General features: G+C 73.7%; 19 protein-coding genes. 6 read left to right on the forward strand and 13 right to left on the reverse strand.

Annotation, left to right across the window (positions count from 1 at the left end; genetic code table 11):
- Positions 1-19 precede the first annotated feature (19 nt).
- From RIM90_RS10880 to RIM90_RS10910, 7 genes are all read right to left on the reverse strand, one after another.
- Complete coding sequence (locus tag RIM90_RS10880) at positions 20-538, reverse strand: DUF4240 domain-containing protein (protein WP_309060442.1); 519 nt, start codon at positions 536-538, stop codon at positions 20-22.
- 6 nt (positions 539-544) lie between these two features.
- Entirely contained in the window at positions 545-1,570 is a 1,026-nt protein-coding gene (locus RIM90_RS10885) for a WYL domain-containing protein (RefSeq protein ID WP_309060416.1), read from the reverse strand.
- Between the two features lie 70 nt (positions 1,571-1,640).
- A complete protein-coding gene (gene aceE / locus RIM90_RS10890; protein WP_309060417.1) occupies positions 1,641-4,352 on the reverse strand; it encodes a pyruvate dehydrogenase (acetyl-transferring), homodimeric type in 2,712 nt (903 codons plus the stop codon).
- Between the two features lie 271 nt (positions 4,353-4,623).
- Positions 4,624-5,247, reverse strand: a complete 624-nt coding sequence (locus RIM90_RS10895) for a GntR family transcriptional regulator (protein ID WP_309060418.1) — start codon at positions 5,245-5,247, stop codon at positions 4,624-4,626.
- Positions 5,248-5,475: 228 nt separating this feature from the next.
- Positions 5,476-7,350, reverse strand: coding sequence for a 2-oxoglutarate dehydrogenase, E2 component, dihydrolipoamide succinyltransferase (gene sucB, locus RIM90_RS10900; RefSeq protein ID WP_309060419.1), 1,875 nt, complete (start codon positions 7,348-7,350; stop codon positions 5,476-5,478).
- A 62-nt stretch (positions 7,351-7,412) separates the two neighbouring features.
- Positions 7,413-8,801 carry a dihydrolipoyl dehydrogenase gene (gene lpdA, locus RIM90_RS10905; protein ID WP_309060420.1) on the reverse strand — a complete coding sequence of 463 codons (1,389 nt, stop codon included), beginning with the start codon at positions 8,799-8,801 and terminating at the stop codon, positions 7,413-7,415.
- Between the two features lie 245 nt (positions 8,802-9,046).
- Positions 9,047-10,597 (reverse strand): leucyl aminopeptidase, encoded by a 1,551-nt coding sequence (locus RIM90_RS10910; RefSeq protein ID WP_309060421.1) that lies wholly within the window; start codon positions 10,595-10,597, stop codon positions 9,047-9,049.
- A gap of 325 nt (positions 10,598-10,922) precedes the next feature.
- On the opposite strand from RIM90_RS10910, the gene RIM90_RS10915 reads away from it, so the two are divergent.
- Entirely contained in the window at positions 10,923-11,711 is a 789-nt protein-coding gene (locus RIM90_RS10915) for an endo alpha-1,4 polygalactosaminidase (protein WP_309060422.1), read from the forward strand.
- On the opposite strand, the gene RIM90_RS10920 is transcribed toward RIM90_RS10915, so the two are convergent.
- Complete coding sequence (locus RIM90_RS10920) at positions 11,671-12,099, reverse strand: RDD family protein (RefSeq protein WP_309060423.1); 429 nt, start codon at positions 12,097-12,099, stop codon at positions 11,671-11,673. The two genes, RIM90_RS10915 and RIM90_RS10920, sit on opposite strands and share 41 nt — an antisense overlap.
- A gap of 82 nt (positions 12,100-12,181) precedes the next feature.
- Positions 12,182-12,982, reverse strand: coding sequence for an adenosylcobinamide-GDP ribazoletransferase (locus tag RIM90_RS10925; RefSeq protein ID WP_309060424.1), 801 nt, complete (start codon positions 12,980-12,982; stop codon positions 12,182-12,184).
- A gap of 60 nt (positions 12,983-13,042) precedes the next feature.
- On the opposite strand from RIM90_RS10925, the gene RIM90_RS10930 reads away from it, so the two are divergent.
- Positions 13,043-13,807, forward strand: coding sequence for a hypothetical protein (locus tag RIM90_RS10930; RefSeq protein WP_309060425.1), 765 nt, complete (start codon positions 13,043-13,045; stop codon positions 13,805-13,807).
- Between the two features lie 31 nt (positions 13,808-13,838).
- On the opposite strand, the gene cobT is transcribed toward RIM90_RS10930, so the two are convergent.
- Positions 13,839-14,975, reverse strand: a complete 1,137-nt coding sequence (gene cobT / locus RIM90_RS10935) for a nicotinate-nucleotide--dimethylbenzimidazole phosphoribosyltransferase (protein WP_309060426.1) — start codon at positions 14,973-14,975, stop codon at positions 13,839-13,841.
- Positions 14,976-15,147: 172 nt separating this feature from the next.
- On the opposite strand from cobT, the gene RIM90_RS10940 reads away from it, so the two are divergent.
- Positions 15,148-16,224 carry a methyltransferase domain-containing protein gene (locus RIM90_RS10940; protein ID WP_309060427.1) on the forward strand — a complete coding sequence of 359 codons (1,077 nt, stop codon included), beginning with the start codon at positions 15,148-15,150 and terminating at the stop codon, positions 16,222-16,224.
- Positions 16,225-16,248: 24 nt separating this feature from the next.
- Here the strand turns inward: RIM90_RS10940 and RIM90_RS10945 are convergent, their stop codons facing one another.
- The gene (locus RIM90_RS10945) at positions 16,249-17,448 is read right to left on the reverse strand and encodes a bifunctional adenosylcobinamide kinase/adenosylcobinamide-phosphate guanylyltransferase (protein WP_309060428.1); all 1,200 of its coding nucleotides are present in this window, start codon (positions 17,446-17,448) and stop codon (positions 16,249-16,251) included.
- A 116-nt stretch (positions 17,449-17,564) separates the two neighbouring features.
- Between RIM90_RS10945 and RIM90_RS10950 the strand changes: the two genes are divergently transcribed.
- A complete protein-coding gene (locus RIM90_RS10950; protein ID WP_309060429.1) occupies positions 17,565-17,777 on the forward strand; it encodes a hypothetical protein in 213 nt (70 codons plus the stop codon).
- Positions 17,778-17,826: 49 nt separating this feature from the next.
- Here RIM90_RS10950 and RIM90_RS10955 read toward each other — a convergent pair whose 3' ends face one another.
- Together RIM90_RS10955 and RIM90_RS10960 are read right to left on the reverse strand one after the other, a co-directional pair.
- Positions 17,827-18,528, reverse strand: a complete 702-nt coding sequence (locus tag RIM90_RS10955) for a methyltransferase domain-containing protein (protein ID WP_309060430.1) — start codon at positions 18,526-18,528, stop codon at positions 17,827-17,829.
- A gap of 83 nt (positions 18,529-18,611) precedes the next feature.
- On the reverse strand, positions 18,612-19,289 hold the full coding sequence (locus RIM90_RS10960; protein ID WP_309060443.1) for a DUF3043 domain-containing protein: 678 nt from the start codon (positions 19,287-19,289) through the stop codon (positions 18,612-18,614).
- A 228-nt stretch (positions 19,290-19,517) separates the two neighbouring features.
- Here RIM90_RS10960 and RIM90_RS10965 point away from each other — a divergent pair, with 228 nt between their 5' ends.
- The gene (locus RIM90_RS10965) at positions 19,518-20,315 is read left to right on the forward strand and encodes a PspA/IM30 family protein (protein WP_309060431.1); all 798 of its coding nucleotides are present in this window, start codon (positions 19,518-19,520) and stop codon (positions 20,313-20,315) included.
- Positions 20,316-20,354: 39 nt separating this feature from the next.
- On the forward strand, positions 20,355-20,648 hold the full coding sequence (locus RIM90_RS10970) for a hypothetical protein (protein WP_309060432.1): 294 nt from the start codon (positions 20,355-20,357) through the stop codon (positions 20,646-20,648).
- The last annotated feature ends 52 nt before the right edge of the window (positions 20,649-20,700 follow it).

Here is a 20,700-nt window from a genome sequence, read left to right on the forward strand (position 1 = left end):
CGGGACCCGGCGGGCGGGCTCAGCCCCGGAAGCGTTCCCAGAGCCGGGGATAGCGTTCGGCGAGCAGGGCCTCGTCCTCGAGGTCGAGCGGGGTGCCCTCGGGTTCCGCGGGCGCCGGGGGCAGGGCCAGGTCGGGGGCCACCGTGCCGGTGAGCTGCTCGTACGCCTCGTCCGCCGCGTAGCCGAGTTCCTCGCCGTCGCCGTCGACCTCCTCGTCGAAGTCGTCCAGCAGGTCGGCGAGCGCGTCCGGGTCGTGCAGGGCGCCCTCGAAGACCTCGCGGCCCTGGCCGATCAGCCAGCACCGGAAGTAGTCGAAGGCGTCGTCGCTCGCCCCGTCCAGCAGCACCCAGGCGGCGCCCCACAGGTCCCAGCGGTAGGCGCGGTGGTAGCGCGACTCGAAATGACGGGCGAAGTCCAGGACAGCCTCCGGGTCCTTGCGCACGAGCCGCTCCACGAGCAGGTCGGCCTGCTCCTCCGGGTCGCCCTCGGCGTCCTCCCGGGTGGTGTCCACCAGCTCCCAGAACTCCGTCTCGTCCATCACGCGTCAAGCATCGGCTCTGGGAGCGGGGCGCGCACCCGGAGTGCGCGCGGACCGCCGCGGCCGGTACAGCTCCGCCAGCCGGGCCGCCTGAGCGGCGAACCGCTCCCGCAGGGCCTCGGGCGCCAGCACCTCCACCTCCGGTCCCAGCGCCGTCAGCTGCGTATGGGCGACCTCCTCGGACTCCACCGGCAGGGTCAGCGTCACCCACCCGCCCGCGTCCGGCCCGTCCGCCCCGGCCAGCGCCTCCCGGGCGGACAGCGGGTCCACGGCGTGCGGCAGCCGGCGTACGCCCTCCGGCGACAGCCGCACCACGACCCGGTCCCGCAGGAGCGAGCGCGCGAACTGCTCGGCCCGCTCCTCCCAGAACGCGGGCAGATCGAACCCCTCCTCGCGCTCGAAGCGCCCCTCGCCCGCGTCCACCGTCGTGAACCGGTCGATCCGGTAGACCCGGAAGGACCCGTGCCCGGCCACCCGCGCGCACAGGTACCAGACGCCCGCCTTGAGCACGAGCCCGTACGGCTCCAGCTCCCGCTCCACGTCCCTCTCGCCGCGCCGGTAGCGCGCGGTGATCCGCCGGTCGTCCCACACCGCGTCCGCGACGGCCGGCAGCAGTTCGGGCGTCCGGGGCTCGCGGAACCAGTTCGGCGCGTCCAGGTGGAACCGCTGCGCCGCCGTCCGCGACGCGTCCCGCAGGGACGGCAGCAGCGCCGCCGACACCTTCAGCCGGGCCGCCGAGGCCGCGTCCTCCAGCCCCATCTCGCGCAGCGCCCCCGGCACCCCGGACAGGAACAGCGCCTCCGCCTCGCTGCGCGCCAGCCCCGTCAGCCGCGTCCGGTACCCGCCGACCAGCCGGTACCCCCCGACGCGGCCCCGGTCCGCGTACACCGGCACCCCGGCCTCCGACAACGCCTGCGCGTCCCGGGTGACCGTCCGCTCCGACACCTCCAGTTCCCTCGCCAGCTCGGCGGCGGTCATGGAGGGCCGGGACTGCAGCAGCAGCACCATCTTGATCAGCCGGGCAGCACGCATGGGGCCCATCATGCAGGAGGCCCCCGCCGCGGCGGGGGCCTCCTGACGACCTGACCTGCGGAGCGCGTGCCTACAGGCCGTACTTCTCGCGGGCTTCCTTCACGGCCACCGCCTGCACCTCGCCGCGCCGGGCGAGCTGGGCCAGGGCCGCGACCACGATCGACTCGGCGTCGACACCGAAGTGGCGGCGGGCCGCGTCACGGGTGTCCGACAGGCCGAAGCCGTCGGCGCCCAGCGACGAGTAGTCCTGCCCGACCCACTGCGCGATCTGGTCCGGGACCTGGCGCATGTAGTCGGAGACCGCCAGCACCGGGCCCTCGGCTCCCTGGAGCGCCTGCCGGACGAACGGCACCCGCTCCTCGCCGCGCAGCAGCGCCTCGTCCGCCTCCATGGCGTCCCGGCGCAGCTCGGTCCACGAGGTGGCGGACCAGACGTCGGCGGCCACGCCCCACTCCTCGGCGAGCAGCCGCTGCGCCTGCAGCGCCCAGTGGATCGCCGTACCGGAGCCCAGCAGCTGGATCCGCGGGGCGTTCGCGGGCGGGGTCAGGCCCGCCGTCTCCGCCGTGTTGAAGCGGTACAGGCCCTTGACGATGCCCTCGTCGATGCCGGGGGCCTGCGGCTTGGCGGGCTGCGGCAGCGGCTCGTTGTAGACGGTCAGGTAGTAGAAGACGTCCTGGTCCTCGCCGGGCTTCGCCTCGCCGTACATCCGGCGCAGACCCTCGCGGACGATCACCGCGACCTCGTAGGCGAACGCCGGGTCGTACGTCAGCGCGGCCGGGTTGGTCGCGGCGATGACGGGGGAGTGGCCGTCGGCGTGCTGGAGGCCCTCACCGGTCAGCGTGGTGCGGCCGGCCGTCGCGCCGACGAGGAAGCCGCGGCCGAGCTGGTCGCCGAGCTGCCACATCTGGTCGGCCGTGCGCTGCCAGCCGAACATCGAGTAGAAGATGTAGAACGGGATCATCGGCTCGCCGTGCGTCGCGTACGACGTCGAGGCGGCGATGAAGTCGGCCATCGAGCCGGCCTCGGTGATCCCCTCGTTGAGGATCTGGCCGTTCCTGGCCTCCTTGTAGTACATCAGCTGGTCGCGGTCGACCGGCTCGTACGTCTGGCCCTTCGGCGAGTAGATGCCGAGGGAGGGGAAGAGGCTCTCCATGCCGAAGGTGCGCGCCTCGTCCGGGACGATCGGCACCCAGCGCCTGCCGGTCTCCTTGTCGCGGACCAGGTCCTTGACCAGGCGGACGAACGCCATCGTCGTCGCCACGTTCTGCGAGCCGGAGCCCTTGTCGAAGGCGGCGAACGCCTTCTCGGCGGGCGCGGGCAGCGGGGCGACCGGGTGGACGCGGCGGGCCGGGGCCGGACCGCCGAGCGCCGCGCGGCGCTCCTGGAGGTAGCGGACCTCGGGGGAGTCGGCGCCCGGGTGGCCGTAGGGCACCACGCCGTCGACGAAGTCGCTGTCCTTGATCGGCAGGCCGAGGCGGTCGCGCATCGCCTTGAACTCGTCCACCGTCAGCTTCTTCATCTGGTGGTTGGCGTTCTTCGAGGCGAAGCCCTCACCCAGGGTGTGGCCCTTGACCGTCTGCGCCAGGATCACGGTCGGCGCGCCCTTGTGGGCGAGCGCGGCCCTGTAGGCGGCGTAGACCTTGCGGGGCTCGTGGCCGCCGCGGGAGACGTGGAAGCACTCGAGGATCTTGTCGTCGCTCAGCAGCTTCGCCATCTCGACGAGCGCCGGGTCCTTGCCGAAGAAGTCCTCGCGGATGTAGGCGGCGTCCCGGGTCTGGTACGTCTGGATCTGCGCGTCCGGTACCTCGCGCAGGCGGCGTACGAGCGCGCCGGTGGTGTCCAGCTGGAACAGCTCGTCCCAGGCGGTGCCCCACAGCGTCTTGACGACGTTCCAGCCGGCGCCGCGGAACTGGGCCTCCAGCTCCTGCACGATCTTGAAGTTGGCGCGGACCGGGCCGTCCAGGCGCTGCAGGTTGCAGTTGATGACGAAGGTGAGGTTGTCGAGCTCCTCGCGGGCGGCGAGCGCGAGGGCCGCCGTCGACTCGGGCTCGTCCATCTCGCCGTCGCCGAGGAACGCCCACACGTGCGAGCCGGCGGTGTCCTTGATGCCGCGGTTCGTCAGGTAGCGGTTGAAGCGCGCCTGGTAGATCGCGGAGAGCGGGCCGAGGCCCATGGAGACGGTCGGGAACTCCCACAGCCAGGGCAGCCGGCGCGGGTGCGGATACGACGGGAGGCCGTTGCCGCCCGCCTCGCGGCGGAAGTTGTCCAGGTGGGTCTCGTTCAGCCGGCCGTCGAGGAAGGCGCGGGCGTAGATGCCGGGGGAGGCGTGGCCCTGGATGTAGAGCTGGTCGCCGGAACCGGCAGCGTCCTTGGAGTCCTTGCCCTTGAAGAAGTGGTTGAAGCCGGTCTCGTACAGCCAGGCCGCGGAGGCGAAGGTGGCGATGTGGCCGCCGACGCCGTATTTCGAGCCGCGGGTCACCATGGCCGCCGCGTTCCAGCGGTTCCACGCGGTGATCCGGGACTCCATCTCCTCGTCGCCGTCCACAGCGGGCTCGGCGGCGGTGGGGATGGTGTTGACGTAGTCGGTCTCGAGGAGCTTCGGCAGCGCGATGCCGGCGCCCTCGGCGCGCTCCAGCGTGCGGCGCATCAGGTACGCGGCACGGTGCGGCCCGGCCGCCTTGGTGACGGCGTCCAGGGAGGCCTGCCACTCGGCGGTCTCCTCGGGGTCGCGGTCCGGGAGCTGGTCGAGCTCGCTCGGCTGGATTGCGTTGGGGTCGGTCATGTCGCCGCCTTCCTCAGTCGAAGGGGGTTCCCTCATCGGTAAGGGTTCGGGGGTGCCCTTGGTCTTTGGCAGGACAGGGCTGGGCTCGGGTGGAAGCCCGCTGGCGACTGTAACCCCCTGATCGATGATCGATCAAAGGGTTGAGGGGCAAAACCTCTTGATGGCGAGAAAGTAGGCACGCGGTGCCTGCGAAAGTGGCACCGGGTGACGCGTTTTCGGCATGTTTTCGCAGGTGAACCCGCACATGAGCGGGCCTTTGCCCGGATGCCGCTCACGCCCGGGGCGCGCACCCCAGGACGTGTGCCTTCACGAGCTCCGCGATGCGGGGGTCGCGCCTGCGGAACGCGGCGACCAGTTCCTCGTGCTCCTCGGCGTACGACTGCTGGACCGTGCCCAGCCAGCGGATGGACAGCGCGGTGAAGACCTCGATGCCCAGGCCCTCCCAGGTGTGCAGCAGCACCGAGTTGCCGGCCGCGCGGACCAGCTCGCGGTGGAAGGCGACCGTGTGCCGCACCTGACCCGTGCCGTCGGCCCTGCGGTCGGCCTCGTACAGGGCTGCGACGTGCGGCTCCAGCGCCGAGCAGTCCTGTGCCAGCCGCTCCGCCGCCAGCTCCGCCGCGATCGCCTCCAGGCCGGCCCGGACCGGGTAGCTCTCCTCCAGGTCGGCGGCCGTCAGGTTCCGCACCCGCACGCCCTTGTTCGGCGCCGACTCGATCAGCCGCAGCGACTCCAGCTCGCGCAGCGCCTCCCGCACCGGCGTCTGGCTGACCTCCAGCTCGGTCGCGATCCGCCGCTCCACGATCCGCTCGCCCGGCTGCCAGCGCCCGCTGATGATCCCTTCCAGGATGTGCTCGCGGATCTGTTCGCGCAGCGAGTGGACGACGGGCGCGGTCATGAGGGCTCCTTAGAGAGAGGGCCACCGGCCCCCTTAGGGCGTTCGACGCTTAGACAATACGGCCGCCGCGCCGCGCGGAAGGGGCGCACGGGGGCGCTTTCGCCCAGGTGAGACGAGACTTACACGTTCCATACGCCGGGCCCGGCCGCACGCGGCCGCCGTACGACGGTGCCCCCGTCCGGAAGCTTCCGGACGGGGGCACCGTGGGGCCGTGTCAGTGACCGCGGATCACAGGCCGAGCTCGACCTCGAACTCGCCCGCCTCCAGGATCGCCTTGACCGCCGTCAGGTAACGGGCCGCGTCGGCACCGTCCACCAGGCGGTGGTCGTAGGAGAGGGTCAGGTAGGTCATGTCGCGGACGCCGATGACCGTGCCCTCCTCCGTCTCGATGACGGCCGGGCGCTTCACCGTGGCGCCGATGCCGAGGATCGCGACCTGGCCCGGGGGCACGATGATCGTGTCGAACAGCGCGCCGCGCGAACCGGTGTTGCTGATGGTGAAGGTCGCGCCGGACAGCTCGTCCGGAGTGATCTTGTTGCCCCGGACCTTGCCCGCCAGCTCGGCCGTGGCCTTGGCGATACCGGCGAGGTTGAGGCCACCGGCGTTCTTGATGACCGGGGTCATCAGGCCCTTCTCGGAGTCCACCGCGATACCGATGTTCTCGGTGTCGAAGTAGGTGATGGTCCCCTCGGCCTCGTTGATCTTGGCGTTGATGACCGGGTGGGCCTTCAGCGCCTGCGCCGCCGCCTTGACGAAGAACGGCATCGGGGAGAGCTTGACGCCCTCGCGCGCCGCGAACGCGTCCTTGGCCCGGGCGCGCAGCTTCATCAGGCGGGTGACGTCGACCTCGACGACCGAGGACAGCTGGGCCTGCTCGTGCAGGGCCTTGACCATGTTGTCGCCGATGACCTTGCGGATCCGCGGCATCTTCACGGTCTGGCCGCGCAGCGGGGAGGCCTCCAGGACGGGGGCCTTCTTCGCGGCGGGGGCCGCGGCGGCGGCCGGAGCCGGGGCAGCGGCGGCGGCCTTCGCGGCCTCGGCGGCGGCGAGGACGTCCTGCTTGCGGATGCGGCCGCCGACGCCGGTGCCCTTGACGGTGGACAGGTCGACGCCGTTCTCGGCGGCGAGCTTGCGCACCAGCGGGGTCACGTAGGCGCCCTCGTCCGTCGGCTGGGCGGCGGCCGGGGCCGGGGCGGCCGGAGCGGCGGCCGGGGCCGGGGCGGGCGTCGGAGCGGCCGGGGCCGGCTCGGGAGCCGGGGCGACCTGCTGCTGCGGGGCCGGAGCCGACGGCGCCTGCGGAGCCGGGGCCGGGGCGGCCGGAGCAGGAGCCGGAGCGGCCGGAGCAGGAGCCGCCTGCTGCGGGGCCGGGGCGGCCTGCTGCGGGGCCGGGGCGGGCTGCTCGGCGGCCGGGGCGGGCTGCGCCGGGGCCTCGGGGGCGGCCGGGGCCGGGGCGGCGGCCGGAGCGGCACCGGCCTCGCCGATGACGGCGAGCTTGGCGCCGACCTCGGCGGTCTCGTCCTCGCCGACCACGATCTCCAGCAGGGTGCCGGAGGCGGGGGCGGGGATCTCGGTGTCGACCTTGTCCGTCGACACCTCGAGCAGCGGCTCGTCGGCCTCGACGGTGTCACCGACCGACTTCAGCCAGCGCGTGACGGTGCCCTCGGTGACGGACTCGCCCAGCGCGGGCAGGACCACGTCCGTGCCCTGGGCGGAGCCGCCGCCGGTCGCGGCCTCGGCGGTGGGTGCCGGGGCGGGGGCGGGCTGCTCGGTGGACGGCTGGGCCTGCGGCTGCGGCTCGGGAGCCGGCGGGGCGGCCTGCTCGGCGGGCGCCTGCTCGGCGGCCGGGGCGGCGGCGGGGGCGCCGCTGCCGTCGTCGATCAGGGCCAGCTCGGCGCCGACCTCGACCGTCTCGTCCTCGGCGACCTTGATGGAGGACAGCACGCCGGAGGCGGGAGCGGGGATCTCGGTGTCGACCTTGTCGGTGGAGACCTCGAGCAGCGGCTCGTCGGCCTCGACGCGCTCGCCCTCGGCCTTCAGCCAGCGGGTGACAGTGCCCTCGGTGACGCTCTCGCCGAGCGCCGGAAGGGTTACGGAAACCGCCATGGTTTCGGTTGCTCCTTTAAAAGTGCGGAAGTCTGTGTCGTCGCGCCCGGTGCCCGAAGGCGTCAGTCGTGGGAGTGGAGGGGCTTGCCGGCCAGGGCCAGGTGGGCCTCGCCGAGCGCCTCGTTCTGCGTCGGGTGGGCGTGGACGAGCTGGGCGACCTCGGCCGGCAGCGCCTCCCAGTTGTAGATCAGCTGGGCCTCGCCGACCTGCTCGCCCATGCGGTCGCCGACCATGTGGACGCCGACCACCGCACCGTCCTTGACCTGGACGAGCTTGATCTCGCCCGCGGTCTTGAGGATCTTGCTCCTGCCGTTGCCCGCCAGGTTGTACTTCAGGGCGACGACCTTGTCCGCGCCGTAGATCTCCTTGGCCTTGGCCTCGGTGATGCCGACGGAGGCGACCTCCGGGTGGCAGTACGTCACCCGCGGGACACCGTCGTAGTCGATCGGGACGGTCTTCAGACCGGCCAGACGCTCCGCCACCAGGATGCCCTCGGCGAAGCCGACGTGCGCGAGCTGGAGGGTCGGGACCAGGTCGCCGACGGCGGAGATGGTCGGGACGTTGGTGCGCATGTACTCGTCGACGAGGACGTAGCCGCGGTCCATGGCGACCCCGGCCTCCTCGTAGCCCAGGCCCTGGGAGACCGGGCCGCGGCCGACGGCGACGAGCAGGACCTCGGCCTCGAACTCCTTGCCGTCCGCCAGGGTGACCTTGACGCCGTCCTGGGTGTACTCGGCCTTCTGGAAGAAGGTGCCCAGGTTGAACTTGATGCCGCGCTTGCGGAAGGCGCGCTCCAGCAGCTTGGAGGAGTTCTCGTCCTCGACCGGGACGAGGTGCTTCATGCCCTCGATGATCGTGACGTCGGTGCCGAAGGACTTCCACGCGGAGGCGAACTCGACGCCGATGACACCGCCGCCCAGGACGATCGCGGACTTCGGCACGCGGTCCAGGACGAGGGCGTGGTCGGAGGAGATGATGCGGTTGCCGTCGATCTCCAGGCCCGGCAGCGACTTCGGCACCGAGCCGGTCGCCAGCAGGATGTGACGGCCCTGGACCCGCTGGCCGTTCACGTCGACGGAGGTGGGGGAGGACAGCCGGCCCTCACCCTCGATGTAGGTCACCTTGCGGGAGGCGATGAGCCCCTGCAGGCCCTTGTACAGACCGGAGACGACCTCGTCCTTGTACTTGTGGACGGCCGGTACGTCGATGCCCTCGAAGCTGGCCTTCACACCGAACTGCTCGCTCTCGCGGGCCTGGTCGGCGATCTCGCCCGCGTGCAGCAGGGCCTTGGTGGGGATGCATCCTCGGTGCAGGCAGGTGCCGCCGACCTTGTCCTTCTCGATCAGGGCGACGTCCAGGCCCAGCTGCGCCCCGCGCAGGGCCGCGGCGTAACCACCGCTGCCGCCGCCGAGGATCACTAGGTCGAAAACGGTGCTGGCGTCGTTCGCCACGTCACGTCCTCCATGCATGTGCGCCACGCCGGTCCTCAGTGACCGGTCGGCGGCTGGTGTGCGGCCGCTTGTTGCCTTCGGCCCTTCGGTGGGGGCCCTGTCCTGCCGAGCCCCATCTTCGCACTTGTCGGTACCGGACGAGACGCGGGGCCGGGGTGTGAGACACCCCACGTCCCGCCGAGAACGCGGCCGTGGGGGCGACGGGGCCTCGCCCTACCCGCGCGCGAGGCCCCGCCACCAGGAACTCAGCCCAGCTCGCCGGCCGAGGCCAGCTCCGCGAGGCGGACCAGCGTCCGCACCGCCGACCCCGTGCCGCCCTTCGGCGTGTACCCGAAGGGGCCGCCCTCGTTGAAGGCCGGGCCGGCGATGTCGAGGTGCGCCCAGGTGATGCCCTCGCCCACGAACTCGCGCAGGAACAGGCCGGCGACGAGCCCGCCGCCCATCCGCTCGCCCATGTTGGCGATGTCGGCGGTGGCCGACTCCATCCCCTTGCGCAGGTGCTCCGGCAGCGGCATCGGCCACGCCGGCTCGCCGACCTGCTCGGCGGCCTCGTGCACCGCGGTGCGGAACGCGTCGTCGTTCGCCATGATCCCGAACGTGCGGCTGCCCAGCGCCAGCATCATCGCGCCGGTCAGGGTCGCGACGTCCACGATCGCGTCCGGCTTCTCCTGCGAGGCGGCCCACAGCGCGTCGGCGAGGACGAGACGGCCCTCGGCGTCGGTGTTGAGCACCTCCACGGTCTTGCCGCTGTACATGCGCAGCACGTCACCCGGACGGGTGGCGGAACCGGAGGGCATGTTCTCGGCCAGCGCCAGCCAGCCGGTGACGTTGACCTCCAGGCCCAGCCGGGCGGCGGCGACGACCGCGGCGAACACGGCGGCGGCACCGCTCATGTCGCACTTCATCGTCTCGTTGTGGCCGGCCGGCTTCAGCGAGATGCCGCCCGAGTCGTAGGTGATGCCCTTGCCGACGAAGGCGAGGTGCCGCTTCGCCTTGGACGAGGTGTACGACAGCTTCACCAGGCGCGGGCCCGACGCCGAGCCGGCGCCGACGCCGAGGATGCCGCCGTAGCCGCCCTTGGTCAGGGCCTTCTCGTCGAGCACCTGCACCTTGATGCCGTGCTCCTTGGCCGCCGCCTGGGCGATGGCCGCGAACGCCTCGGGGTTGAGGTCGTTCGGCGGGGTGTTGATCAGGTCGCGGGCGCGGTTGAGCTCCTCGGCGACGGCGGTGGCCCGCTCGAGCGCGGCCTTGTACGCCTTGTCGCGGGGCTTGCCGCCGAGCAGCGCGGCCTCGGCCAGCGGGGCCCTGCCGTTCTTCCCGTCCTTGGCGGCGGCACCCGAAGGCGCGTTGCCCTTGTAGGCGTCGAAGGAGTAGGCGCCGAGCAGCACGCCCTCGGCGATCGCGCCGGCGTCGGCGGCGTCCGTCAGCGGCAGGGCGAACGCGGCCTTCTTGGACCCGGCGAGGGCGCGGGCGGCCACACCGGCGGCCCTGCGCAGCGCCTCGGCGTCGTAGGCGGCGTCCTTCTCGGGCTGGGTGCCCAGGCCCACCGCCACCACGAGCGGCGCCTTGAAGCCGGCCGGCGCGGGGAGCTTCGTCACCTCGCCCTCGGCGCCGGACGCGCCGAGGGTCTCCAGGACGCCGGCGAGCCTGCCGTCGTACGCCTGGTCCACGGCCTCGGCGCCCGGTGCGACGACGGGGCCCGAGGCCTTTGACGCAGCGCCCTTGGCGACACCGATCACGATCGCGTCGGCCCGCAGGCCGGGCGCCGCGGCGGTGCTGAGAGTGAGAGCAGTCACGGTGGTGAATTCTCGCTTCCGATGTGAAGTTGCTGTGGCCGAACGGTGTGGGTCGACCGGGCCCGGCAGCCGACCCTAGTTGCGACGTGCGGGTGCGGTTTCGGCGGGGCCTTCCCCGGTGCGGCGAACACTCGGGACGAGCCTACGCGCGTATGTGCGCGCGCTCATTCACGCGGGTGTTCACCTTCCGGTGACGTGGCGGTCGTGTTTCGGACCCCGGTGTCGGACCGCCGGACGGCGGTGATCATCCTTGAGGTCCACCCGTCCGCCCCGAGGCCGCCGCGCCGGCGTCCGCCCCGCTGCCGCCCCGTCCTGGAGACCGCCGGTGAAACGACCGTTCCCGCTCGTCCTGCTGCTCACCCTGCTGCTCGCGGCCTGTACGACCGCGCCCGCGCCCGACGCGAGGGCGGGCGGGGCCCGTTGGCAGCCCCGCCCCGGCACCGGCTGGCAGTGGCAGCTCAGCGGACGGCTCGACACCTCCGTCGACGTGCCGGTCTACGACATCGACGGCTTCGACCACTCGGGGGAGACGGTCGCGAAGCTGCACCGCGACGGCCGCAAGGTCATCTGCTACCTGTCCGCCGGCGCCTGGGAGGACTTCCGTCCGGACGCCGGCGACTTCCCGGCGTCGGTGATCGGGCGCGGCAACGGCTGGGAGGGCGAGCGCTGGCTCGACATCCGCCGCGTCGACGTCCTGGAGCCGATCATGGCGGAGCGCGTCGACATGTGCCGCGACAAGGGCTTCGACGCGGTGGAGCCGGACAACATGGACGGCTACCGCAACCGCACCGGCTTCCCGCTCACCGCGCGCGACCAGCTCCGCTACAACCGCCTCGTCGCCCGGCTCGCCCACGAGCGCGGACTGGCGGTCGGCCTGAAGAACGACCTCGACCAGATCCCGCAGCTGGTCGGCGACTTCGACTTCGCGGTCAACGAACAGTGCGCCCAGTACGGCGAGTGCGCGGCGCTGACGCCGTTCGTCGAGGCGGGCAAGGCCGTCTTCCACGCCGAGTACGAGCTGCCCACCGGCCGCTTCTGCGCCCAGTCCCGGCGGCTGGGGCTGAGTTCGCTGCTCAAGAAGTACGAACTGGGGGCATGGCGCCGGGCCTGCTGAGCCCGAGGTCCGGCCTGTCGGGCCCGGGGCCCGTCACCGCCGTGCCCGCCACCCGGTCGGCCAGGGAGCGGCGGGCCGGCGAGAGCGCCGGCAGGGCGTTGCCCAGGAACAGCGCCACCGCGACCGCCCAGACCAGGACCGACGGCACGACGTGCCCCTCGATCAGCAGCACGCAGGCCGCGGCGTACACGGCGACGTCCGCCGCGGTGGTCACCGCCGCCCCGAGCGCCGCCCGGCCCGGCGTCCGCGGTGTGACCCTCAGCCCGGTCAGCCCCTTGCCGAGGGCCCGCCCGAGCAGGGCGAGGCACACCCACTGGTGGAGGAAGGCCGCCGCGATCAGCAGCGCGAAGTCGATGAACCAGGCCGCGGCCCGACGGAATGCCGGCATCAACGTCCCCCGTAGTCCGATGAGTTCGACGGACCAGGCCAGCCGTGGGGCCCGCGGGGCCACAGGGGGACGGGGGATCGTTTCAGCCCAGTGACATGACGACGAGCGCGGTCGTCGCCGCCGTCTCCGCGAGCCCGCCGAACACGTCACCGGTGACCCCGCCGAAACGGCGGACGCAGCGCCGCAGCAGGAGTTCGGCGACGACGAGGGCCAGGGCCACCGCGAGGACGGTACGGACGGCGTCGTGCGCCCCGAGGAACGCGCCCCCGGCCGCGGCCGCCCCGGTCACCGCGAGGGCGACCGGCAGCGCGCCCGCCACCGGCACCACCCCCGCGACCGCCGCGCCCAGCCCCTCCGGACGGGCGGGCGGCACCCCCGTGCGCGCGGCCAGGGTGAGGGCCAGCCGGGCCACGGCCGCCGAGACGACGGCGGCGAGCGCGCCCCGGGCCCAGGAACCGCCGTACGCCTGCGCCAGCGCGGCCACCTGGGCCAGCAGCACGAGGACGAGGGTGAGCACCCCGAACGGCCCGATGTCCGACTGCTTCATGATCCGCAGCGCGTCCTCGGCGGGCCTGGCGCTGCCGAGCCCGTCCGCGGTGTCGGCGAGCCCGTCGAGGTGCAGCCCCCGGGTCAGGGCGGCCGGTACGGCGACCGTGGCGACGGCGGCGAGCGGCGCGCCCGCGCCGAGGAACAGCAGCAGCAGTCCGGCGGCGGCGGCCGCGGCGCCGACCACCAGCCCGGCCAGCGGGGCGCACAGCATTCCGGCGCGCGCGGCCGGACGGTCCCAGCGGGTCACCCGGACCGGGAGCACGGTGAGGGTGCCGAAGGCGAAGCGGAGGCCGTCGGCCGGGGAGGCGGGGGACGTCGGGGAGGGCGCGGACACCGGCGCAGATTACCCGGCGGTCACCGAGGCACCTCCGGCGGCCGTGGATAAAGTGCCCATATGGGACAGTGGTGGGAGCGGAACATCATCGAGCCGGGCAAGCTGCCGCTGCTCCTCGCCCTCGCCGCCTTCGTCCTCACCTTCGTGATCACCCGGGTCGTCACCCGCCTGATCCGGGCCGGCAAGGGCCCCTTCGGCAACATCACGGCCGGCGATGTGCACGTCCACCACGTGGTGCCCGGCGTCATCCTCACGATCGCCGGCGGCTTCGGCACGGTGGCGGCCGGGGGGCGCGGCTTCGGCGCGGCGCTCGGCGCCGTCGTCTTCGGCATCGGCGCGGGCCTCGTCCTGGACGAGTTCGCCCTGATCCTGCACCTCGACGACGTCTACTGGACCGAGGCCGGCCGCAAGAGCGTCGAGATGGTCGTCCTCACCGCAGCCCTGGTCGGCCTGCTGCTGGCCGGCTTCGCGCCGTTCGGCGTCAACGACCTCTCCCAGGAGGAGCTCCGCAACCGCGCGGGCGTCGCCGCGAGCGTCGGCACGAACTTCCTCTTCTCGCTGATCGCGCTGAGCAAGGGCAAGGCGCGGATGGCGCTGTTCGGCGTGATCGTGCCCGTCGTCGCCGTCATCGGCTCCCTGCGCCTGGCCCGCCCCGACTCCCCGTGGGCCAGGCACTTCTACCGGCGCCGGCCCCGCGCGCGGGCCAGGGCCACCCTGCGCGCCTACCACCACGACCGCCGCTGGGCCGGCCCCCGCCGCGCCGTCCAGGACTGGATCGGCGGCAAACCGGACCCGAACCCGCCGCGCTCCCTCGAACGCCGCTGATCCGGGGCCGCGGCTCCTTCCGCCCCGACTCCTACCGGGCCTGTCCCGCTTCCTGCTCCTGCGCCGGTTCCGCTTCGGCCTCCGCCTCCGGCTGCCCCGCGTCCCCCGGGCCCTCCGCGTCCTCCGGGAGCTCCGGGAGTTCCGCCGCCAGGGCGGCGGCCGCCTGGACCAGGGGCAGGGCCAGCAGGCCGCCGACGCCCTCCCCGACGGTGACGCCGTGGGAGAGGAGGGGCTCGAGAGCCATCCGGTCCAGTGCCTTCGCCTGGCCCGGCTCACCGCTGTCGTGCGCGGCCAGCCACCAGTCCGGCGCCCGGAACGCGACCCGCTGTCCCACCAGCGCGCACGCCGACGCCACCACCCCGTCGAGCAGGACCGGCAGCTTCCGCACCGCGGCCTGGAGCAGGAAGCCCGTCATCGCGGTGAGGTCGGCGCCGCCCACCGTGGCCAGCAGCTGCAACTGGTCGCCGAGCACGGGCCGCGCCCGGCGCAGCGCGTCGCGGATCGCCGCGCACTTGCGCATCCACGCCAGGTCGTCGATCGCCAGCCCGCCACGCCCGGTCACCACCGACGCGTCCGTCCCGCACAGCGCGGCCACCAGCACGCCCGCCGCGGTGGTCCCGCCCACGCTCACATCGCCGAGCACCACCAGGTCCGTACCGGAGTCGGCCTCCTCGTCGGCCACGGCCATCCCGGCCCGGAACGCCGCCTCGGCCTCCTCGGGGCTCAGCGCGTCCTCGACGTCGATGCGCCCGCTGCCGCGCCGCACCCGGTGCCGTACGACGTCCTCGGGCAGCGACGCGGGGTCGCAGTCCAGGGCCATGTCGACCACCCGCACCGGCACCCCGAGCCGCCGGGCCAGCACGGACACCGGACGGCCGCCCTCCAGCACCGCCCGCACCAGGTCCGCGGCACTGCCCGCGGCCCGCGCCGAGACACCCAGTTCGGCGATCCCGTGGTCACCGGCGAAGAGCACCACCCGCGGCCGTTCGACCGGCCGCACCGGCACCGCGGACTGCGCCGCGGCCAGCCACTCACCCAGGTCGTCGAGCCGGCCCAGCGATCCGGGCGGCACGATCCGGCGCTCCCGGTGCGTCTCCGCGTCGCGGCGCACCCCGCCGTCCGGGCGCTCGATCAGATCGGTGAAGTCGTCGAGATTAAGCGAGCTCATTCGCCGAACAGTACCGGCCCCGGTCGAACACGACGGCCCACCGGCCACCACCGCCCCCGGGGTCCCGCCGCCACCACGCCACCACCGCGCCGATGCGCCCCGGAGAGTCGTCCCCTACGTAACGTTTTGCAGTGGATTGCCGTGCCGTACGTCCTCTCGCCGGGAGCCGCCCATGTCCGCGCCCACCCCACCCACCGCGCACGCCCCGACCGCGGAGGGCCCCGCCCCCCACGGCTCCGCCCGGGTGCACGAGCCGCGCCGTGAGGACTGCCCCTGGTGCGGCTCCACGCGGCTGCGCAACCGGCTGCGCACCGGCGACCTGCGCCGGCACCGGCCGGGCCTGTTCACCGTCGACGCGTGCCGGGACTGCGGCCACACCTTCCAGAACCCCCGCCTCACCGCCGAGGGCCTCGCCTTCCACCGGCGGGCCGTGCGCGGAGCCCCCCGGGACCCCGCCACCGAGCGCGTCCTCGCCCTGCACACCGCCCCGCAGCGCCACCGCGGCGCCGCCCGCGCGATGCTGCGCTTCGGCGAACCGGAGAGCTGGCTGGACGTCGGCACCGGACTCGCCCGCTTCCCGCAGGCCGCGCGGGAGTTCTTCCCGTACACCTCCTTCGACGGCACCGACCTCACCGCGCGCGTCGAACGGGCCCGCGCGCTCGGCCGCGTCGAGGAGGCCCACGTCGGGCCGCTGACGGACCCGCGGGTCGCCGCCCGGCTGGCCGGCCGCTACGACGTGGTCAGCCTGCTGCACCACCTGGAGCACACCACCGACCCCCGCGCGGAGCTCCACGCGGCCCTCGACGCCCTGCGCCCCGGCGGCCACCTGCTCATCGAGACCCTGGACCCGCGCTGCGCGTACGCCGCCCTGTTCGGCCGCTGGTGGCTGCCCTACGACCAGCCCCGCCGGCTGCACCTGCTGCCCCCGCGCAACCTCCGCGCGGAACTCCGGGCCCGCGGCTGCGAGATCGTCACCGCCGGGCACCGCGCCGCGCACGTCCCGCACGACCTGGCCGGCGCGACCGCCCTGGCCCTCTCCCACGCCCTGCCCGCCCCGGACGCCCCCTGGCGCGCCGTCCCGCCGACCCCGTTCCAGCGGCACCTGCGCACGGTCCTGCTGCGCGCGGGCACCCCGCTGGTGGTCGCCGCGGCGCTGACGGACCTCGCCCTCGCGCCCGTGGTGCGCCGCACCCCGTTCGCCAACGCCTACCGGATCATCGCGCGCAAGCCGAGGCCGGCGAGACGCTGACCCGCCCGGCACCCCCCTCGCCCCTCACCCCCGCAGGACGACCACCTGTCCCGCCACCACCAGCAGCACCTGCTCGCACTCCTGCGCGAACGCCGCGTTCAGCCGCCCGAGTTCGTCCCGGTACCGGCGGCCGGACGCGGTGGCGGGCACGATGCCCGAGCCCACCTCGTTGGAGACGGCGACCACCGTCCGCCGGGTCCCGCGCACCGCCCGGGTCAGCTCCCGCACCCGGTCCCGCAGGGCCCGCTCCCCGCCGTCCGCCCACTCCGCGTCGTCCCACGCCCCCACGGCGTCCATCGCGTCCGTCAGCCACAGCGACAGGCAGTCCACGAGCAGCGGCGGCCCGTCGTCCTTCAGCAGCGGCACCAGGTCGCAGGTCTCGACGGTCCGCCACGACCCCGGCCGCCGCTCCTGATGCGCCGACACCCGCGCCGCCCACTCGGTGTCCCCGTTGCGGGACCCGCCGGTCGCCGCGTACAGCACCTCGGGGAAGGACTCCAGCCGCCGCTCGGCCTCCACCGACTTGCCCGAGCGGGCCCCGCCCAGCACCAGCGTCCGCCGCGGCACGTCCGGCACGTCCTCGTAGGCGCCCACCTCCAGGGCGGTCCCGTCCGGCACGGTGCGCGCCCCGGCCGCCGCGAGCCGGCGCCGCAACTCCGCGCCCGGCGGCACGTCGTGGTCCAGGTGGACGGCGACGACGTCCGTGGTCGGCCCCACCGCGCCGACCGCCCGCAGCCGCGCCAGCGCGTCCGGGCGCCCCACGACGTCCAGCAGCACCATGGCGTACGGTTCGGCCGGCTCCTCCAGCCCGGCCGGCGCACCGCCCGGCGGGAGGTACAGCAGCCGCTGCCCGTCCGGACCGGTCACCGCGTACCCGGTGCCGGGCGCATCCAGCGCCACCGCGCGCACCCGATGGCCCGTCAGCAGCGCCAACTCCCGCCCGTCCGGCACCCGTCCGGGCTGCGGCAGCCCGGCCGGCACCTCGATCGCGGGACCGTCGTGCGGGTGCGACAGCAGCACCTGGCGCACACCGCCCAGCGAATGCCCCGCGCGGGCCGCCGCGAGCGCCACGCCGGGCACGAGGTCCAGCAGCAGCGCCCCGTCCACCAGCAGCGCGGTGGCCGCCCGCGCGTGCGGGCCGAGCGCGGCGGCGCACACGGCGCAGGGACAGTCGGGGCGGGGCAGTCCCGCGGGGGCACCGGTGCCGAGCAGAGTCAGTTCCACGGACCGATTTTCGCCTGTCCCCACGCCCGCTGCGCGTCCGACTAGGCTCATGGGCAGGAGCCGGACCGGGATCCGGCTCCTGCTGTGCAGTGTGCTCACACCCATGGGAGGCGTACATGGCGGCATGGACGTGGCGGTTCGAGAAGGCCGACGGGACGCAGGTCGAGCCCGCGGTGCCGCCGGAGGAGTTCCCCACGCAGGGGGACGCCGAGTCCTGGATCGGGGAGAACTGGAAGGCCCTGCTGGAGGGCGGCGCCGACCAGGTGCGGCTGCTGGAGGACACCACGGAGATCTACGGGCCGATGAGCCTGCGCGCCGAGGAGGCGTGAGCTCGGGGCGGGGGCCGCTGCGGCCCCCGCCCGCCGTCCGCCCCGCGCCTCAGCCCCGTACGCCGCACAGGTGCAGCAGCGCCGCCACCCCGCGGTAGGGATCCGTCCGCCCGGCCTTCTCCTCGACCGCGAGCAGCGTCTCCAGGTCGTCCGGGAGGTGCGCGCCGTTCGCCGCCGTGTCCGTGAAGACCCGTACTCCGTACCAGGTGTGCAGCGGCGCCCCGATCCCCGCGAGCGTCGCCGTCAGCGTCTTCAGCCGGTCGGCCCGTACGTCGAGCCCCAGCCGGTCCCGGTAGGCGGTGCTGCCGAACGCGGCCAGTGCCCCGGCCCAGTCACCGGACAGGCCCGGCCGCATCGCGAGCGCGTCGCCGTTGCGCACCAGCAGCGACAGCAGCCCGCCGGGCGCGAGCACCCGGGCCAGCCCCGCCAGGAGCGGATCCGGTTCCTCGACGTACATGAGCACGCCGTGGCACAGCACCACGTCGAAGCTGCCCGGCAGGAAGTGCACCCCGGTGTCCCGGCCGTCGCCCTCGATGATCCGCATCCGCTCCCGGATGCCCTCCGGCTCCCCGGCCAGGGCCTCCCGCGCGGTGGCGATCATCGCCGCGTCCCGTTCGAGGCCGGTCACCTGATGGCCGGCCCGGGCCAGCCGCAGCGCCTGCGTGCCCCGGCCCATGCCCACGTCGAGCACGCGCAGCCGCCGGCCGACCGGGAAGCGCCCGACTATCTGTTCCTCCAGCTGGCGGGCCACCAGCTCCTGCCGGACGACGTCCCGCAGACCGCCGAGCCGGCTCGGCCGGGCCTCGGCCGCGCCGTCGGCGAACGGCGTGGTGCTCAGGGCCGCTCCCCGCGCTTGACCTGGGGCTTGGGCAGCCGCAGCCGGCGCATCTGGAGCGAGCGCATCAGCGCGTAGGCGACCGCGCCGCGACGGTTGTCGTCGGGGAAGCGCTCGGCCAGCCGCTTCTTCAGCCGGAAGCCGGTGACGATCGAGTCCAGCACGATCATCACGATCACCACGAGCCACAGCAGCAGCGCGGCGTTCTGCAGGGCGGGCATCTGGATCATGCTCATCACGAGGATGATCACGGCCATCGGCAGGAAGTACTCCGCGATGTTGAACCGCGAGTCGACGAAGTCACGCGCGAACCGGCGCACCGGCCCCTTGTCACGGGCGGGCAGATAGCGCTCGTCGCCGCTGGCCAGTGCCTGGCGCTGACGCTCCAGCGCGGCACGGCGTTCCTCACGCTGCCGCTTGGCGGCCTCCTTGCGCGTCATCGACGTGTTGGCCACGCTGCGACGCTGGGACTGGGCCACGCTGCGCTTGGGCGTGGGGCGGCCCTTGGGGGCCTCCGGGTGACGGGGCTGCTTGGAGTCGGTCACCGTCGCCTTGTCGGCGACCGATGCCTTCTCTTCCTTGGCACGGCTACGGAACACAAAACCCAAGGGTACGGGGTGCCCGGGGTTGGACCCCAGCCCCGGGGGGAACGATCCGGCAACACCAGTCGTCTCCAGGAGGACAGAAGGGGACGTTGTGTGATCCCGGGGCCGGTCGGCCGGCCGACCCGGGGGACCACCTACTCCCTACGCCGGATCGGAAGGGTAGTCATTCGTCCTTGGGGATGAGCGCATCCGTCCCCGAACAGTGCGGTAATGGAAGCAGGGCCCGTACTGTGGGTTCTGTCGCAGATCTGTGAGCCGGAGTCCGTCAGAAGGGGGCGCGCGAAGCCCATGAGCGGTGTCATGAAGCGTATGGGGATGATCTTCCGCGCGAAGGCGAACAAGGCCCTTGACCGGGCCGAGGACCCGCGCGAGACCCTCGATTACTCGTATCAGAAGCAGCTGGAGCTGCTCCAGAAGGTCCGCCGCGGTGTCGCCGACGTGGCGACCAGCCGCAAGCGCCTGGAACTCCAGCTCAACCAGCTCCAGTCCCAGTCGTCCAAGCTGGAGGACCAGGGCCGCAAGGCGCTCGCGCTGGGCCGCGAGGACCTGGCCCGCGAGGCGCTCTCCCGCCGCGCCGCCCTCCAGCAGCAGGTGACCGACCTGGAGACCCAGCACGCGACGCTCCAGGGCGAGGAGGAGAAGCTCACCCTCGCGGCCCAGCGGCTCCAGGCCAAGGTGGACGCCTTCCGCACGAAGAAGGAGACCATCAAGGCGACGTACACCGCCGCCCAGGCGCAGACCCGGATCGGGGAGGCCTTCTCCGGCATCTCCGAGGAGATGGGCGACGTCGGGCTGGCGATCCAGCGGGCCGAGGACAAGACGGCCCAGCTCCAGGCGCGGGCCGGCGCGATCGACGAACTGCTCGCCTCCGGCGCCCTGGACGACCAGTCCGGGATGCACAAGGACGACATCCAGGCCGAGCTGGACCGGCTCTCCGGTGGTACGGATGTAGAGCTGGAACTGCAGCGCATGAAGGCCGAGCTGGCCGGAGGCACCGCCGGCGGGCAGCAGGCCATCGAGGGCGGCACCGGCCGGACCCAGGACCAGGCGCAGTCCCAGCAGCAGCCGCAGGACACCCCGCGCTTCGACAAGCAGTAACCACCGACGGCGGCAGGGGCCCACGCCTAGGAGGGCGACGTGATCGTACGGATCATGGGGGAGGGGCAGGTGACGCTGGCCGAGAGCCGGCTCGCCGAGCTGAACAAGCTGGACGAGGAACTGCTCACCGAGATGGACAACGGCGACGGGCCGGGCTTCCGCGCGACCCTCCAGGCGCTGTTGGCCAAGGTGCGCGAACTCGGCGAGCCGCTGCCGGACGACTCCCTGGAGCCCTCCGACCTCATCCTCCCGTCCCCGGACGCCACCCTGGAGGAGGTCCGGGAACTGCTCAGCGACGACGGCCTGATCCCGGCGCCCGACGAGTACCGGTGACGGCCGGCCCGTCCGGCGACCGAGGACGAGGACCGTTCGGGGCCGAAGCGGT

Source organism: Streptomyces sp. (assembly GCF_031181555.1).
GTDB lineage: Bacteria > Actinomycetota > Actinomycetes > Streptomycetales > Streptomycetaceae > Streptomyces > Streptomyces fimbriatus.

Bases quoted from the DNA above. Each gene is read 5' to 3' on its own strand.
- aceE (WP_309060417.1), bottom strand. From the start codon at position 4,352: ATGACCGACCCCAACGCAATCCAGCCGAGCGAGCTCGACCAGCTCCCG.
- RIM90_RS10920 (WP_309060423.1), bottom strand. From the start codon at position 12,099: ATGCCGGCATTCCGTCGGGCCGCGGCCTGGTTCATCGACTTCGCGCTG.
- RIM90_RS10965 (WP_309060431.1), top strand. From the start codon at position 19,518: ATGAAGCGTATGGGGATGATCTTCCGCGCGAAGGCGAACAAGGCCCTT.
- RIM90_RS10930 (WP_309060425.1), top strand. From the start codon at position 13,043: ATGGGACAGTGGTGGGAGCGGAACATCATCGAGCCGGGCAAGCTGCCG.
- RIM90_RS10940 (WP_309060427.1), top strand. From the start codon at position 15,148: ATGTCCGCGCCCACCCCACCCACCGCGCACGCCCCGACCGCGGAGGGC.
- RIM90_RS10885 (WP_309060416.1), bottom strand. From the start codon at position 1,570: ATGCGTGCTGCCCGGCTGATCAAGATGGTGCTGCTGCTGCAGTCCCGG.
- RIM90_RS10895 (WP_309060418.1), bottom strand. From the start codon at position 5,247: ATGACCGCGCCCGTCGTCCACTCGCTGCGCGAACAGATCCGCGAGCAC.
- RIM90_RS10950 (WP_309060429.1), top strand. From the start codon at position 17,565: ATGGCGGCATGGACGTGGCGGTTCGAGAAGGCCGACGGGACGCAGGTC.
- sucB (WP_309060419.1), bottom strand. From the start codon at position 7,350: ATGGCGGTTTCCGTAACCCTTCCGGCGCTCGGCGAGAGCGTCACCGAG.
- cobT (WP_309060426.1), bottom strand. From the start codon at position 14,975: ATGAGCTCGCTTAATCTCGACGACTTCACCGATCTGATCGAGCGCCCG.
- RIM90_RS10880 (WP_309060442.1), bottom strand. From the start codon at position 538: ATGGACGAGACGGAGTTCTGGGAGCTGGTGGACACCACCCGGGAGGAC.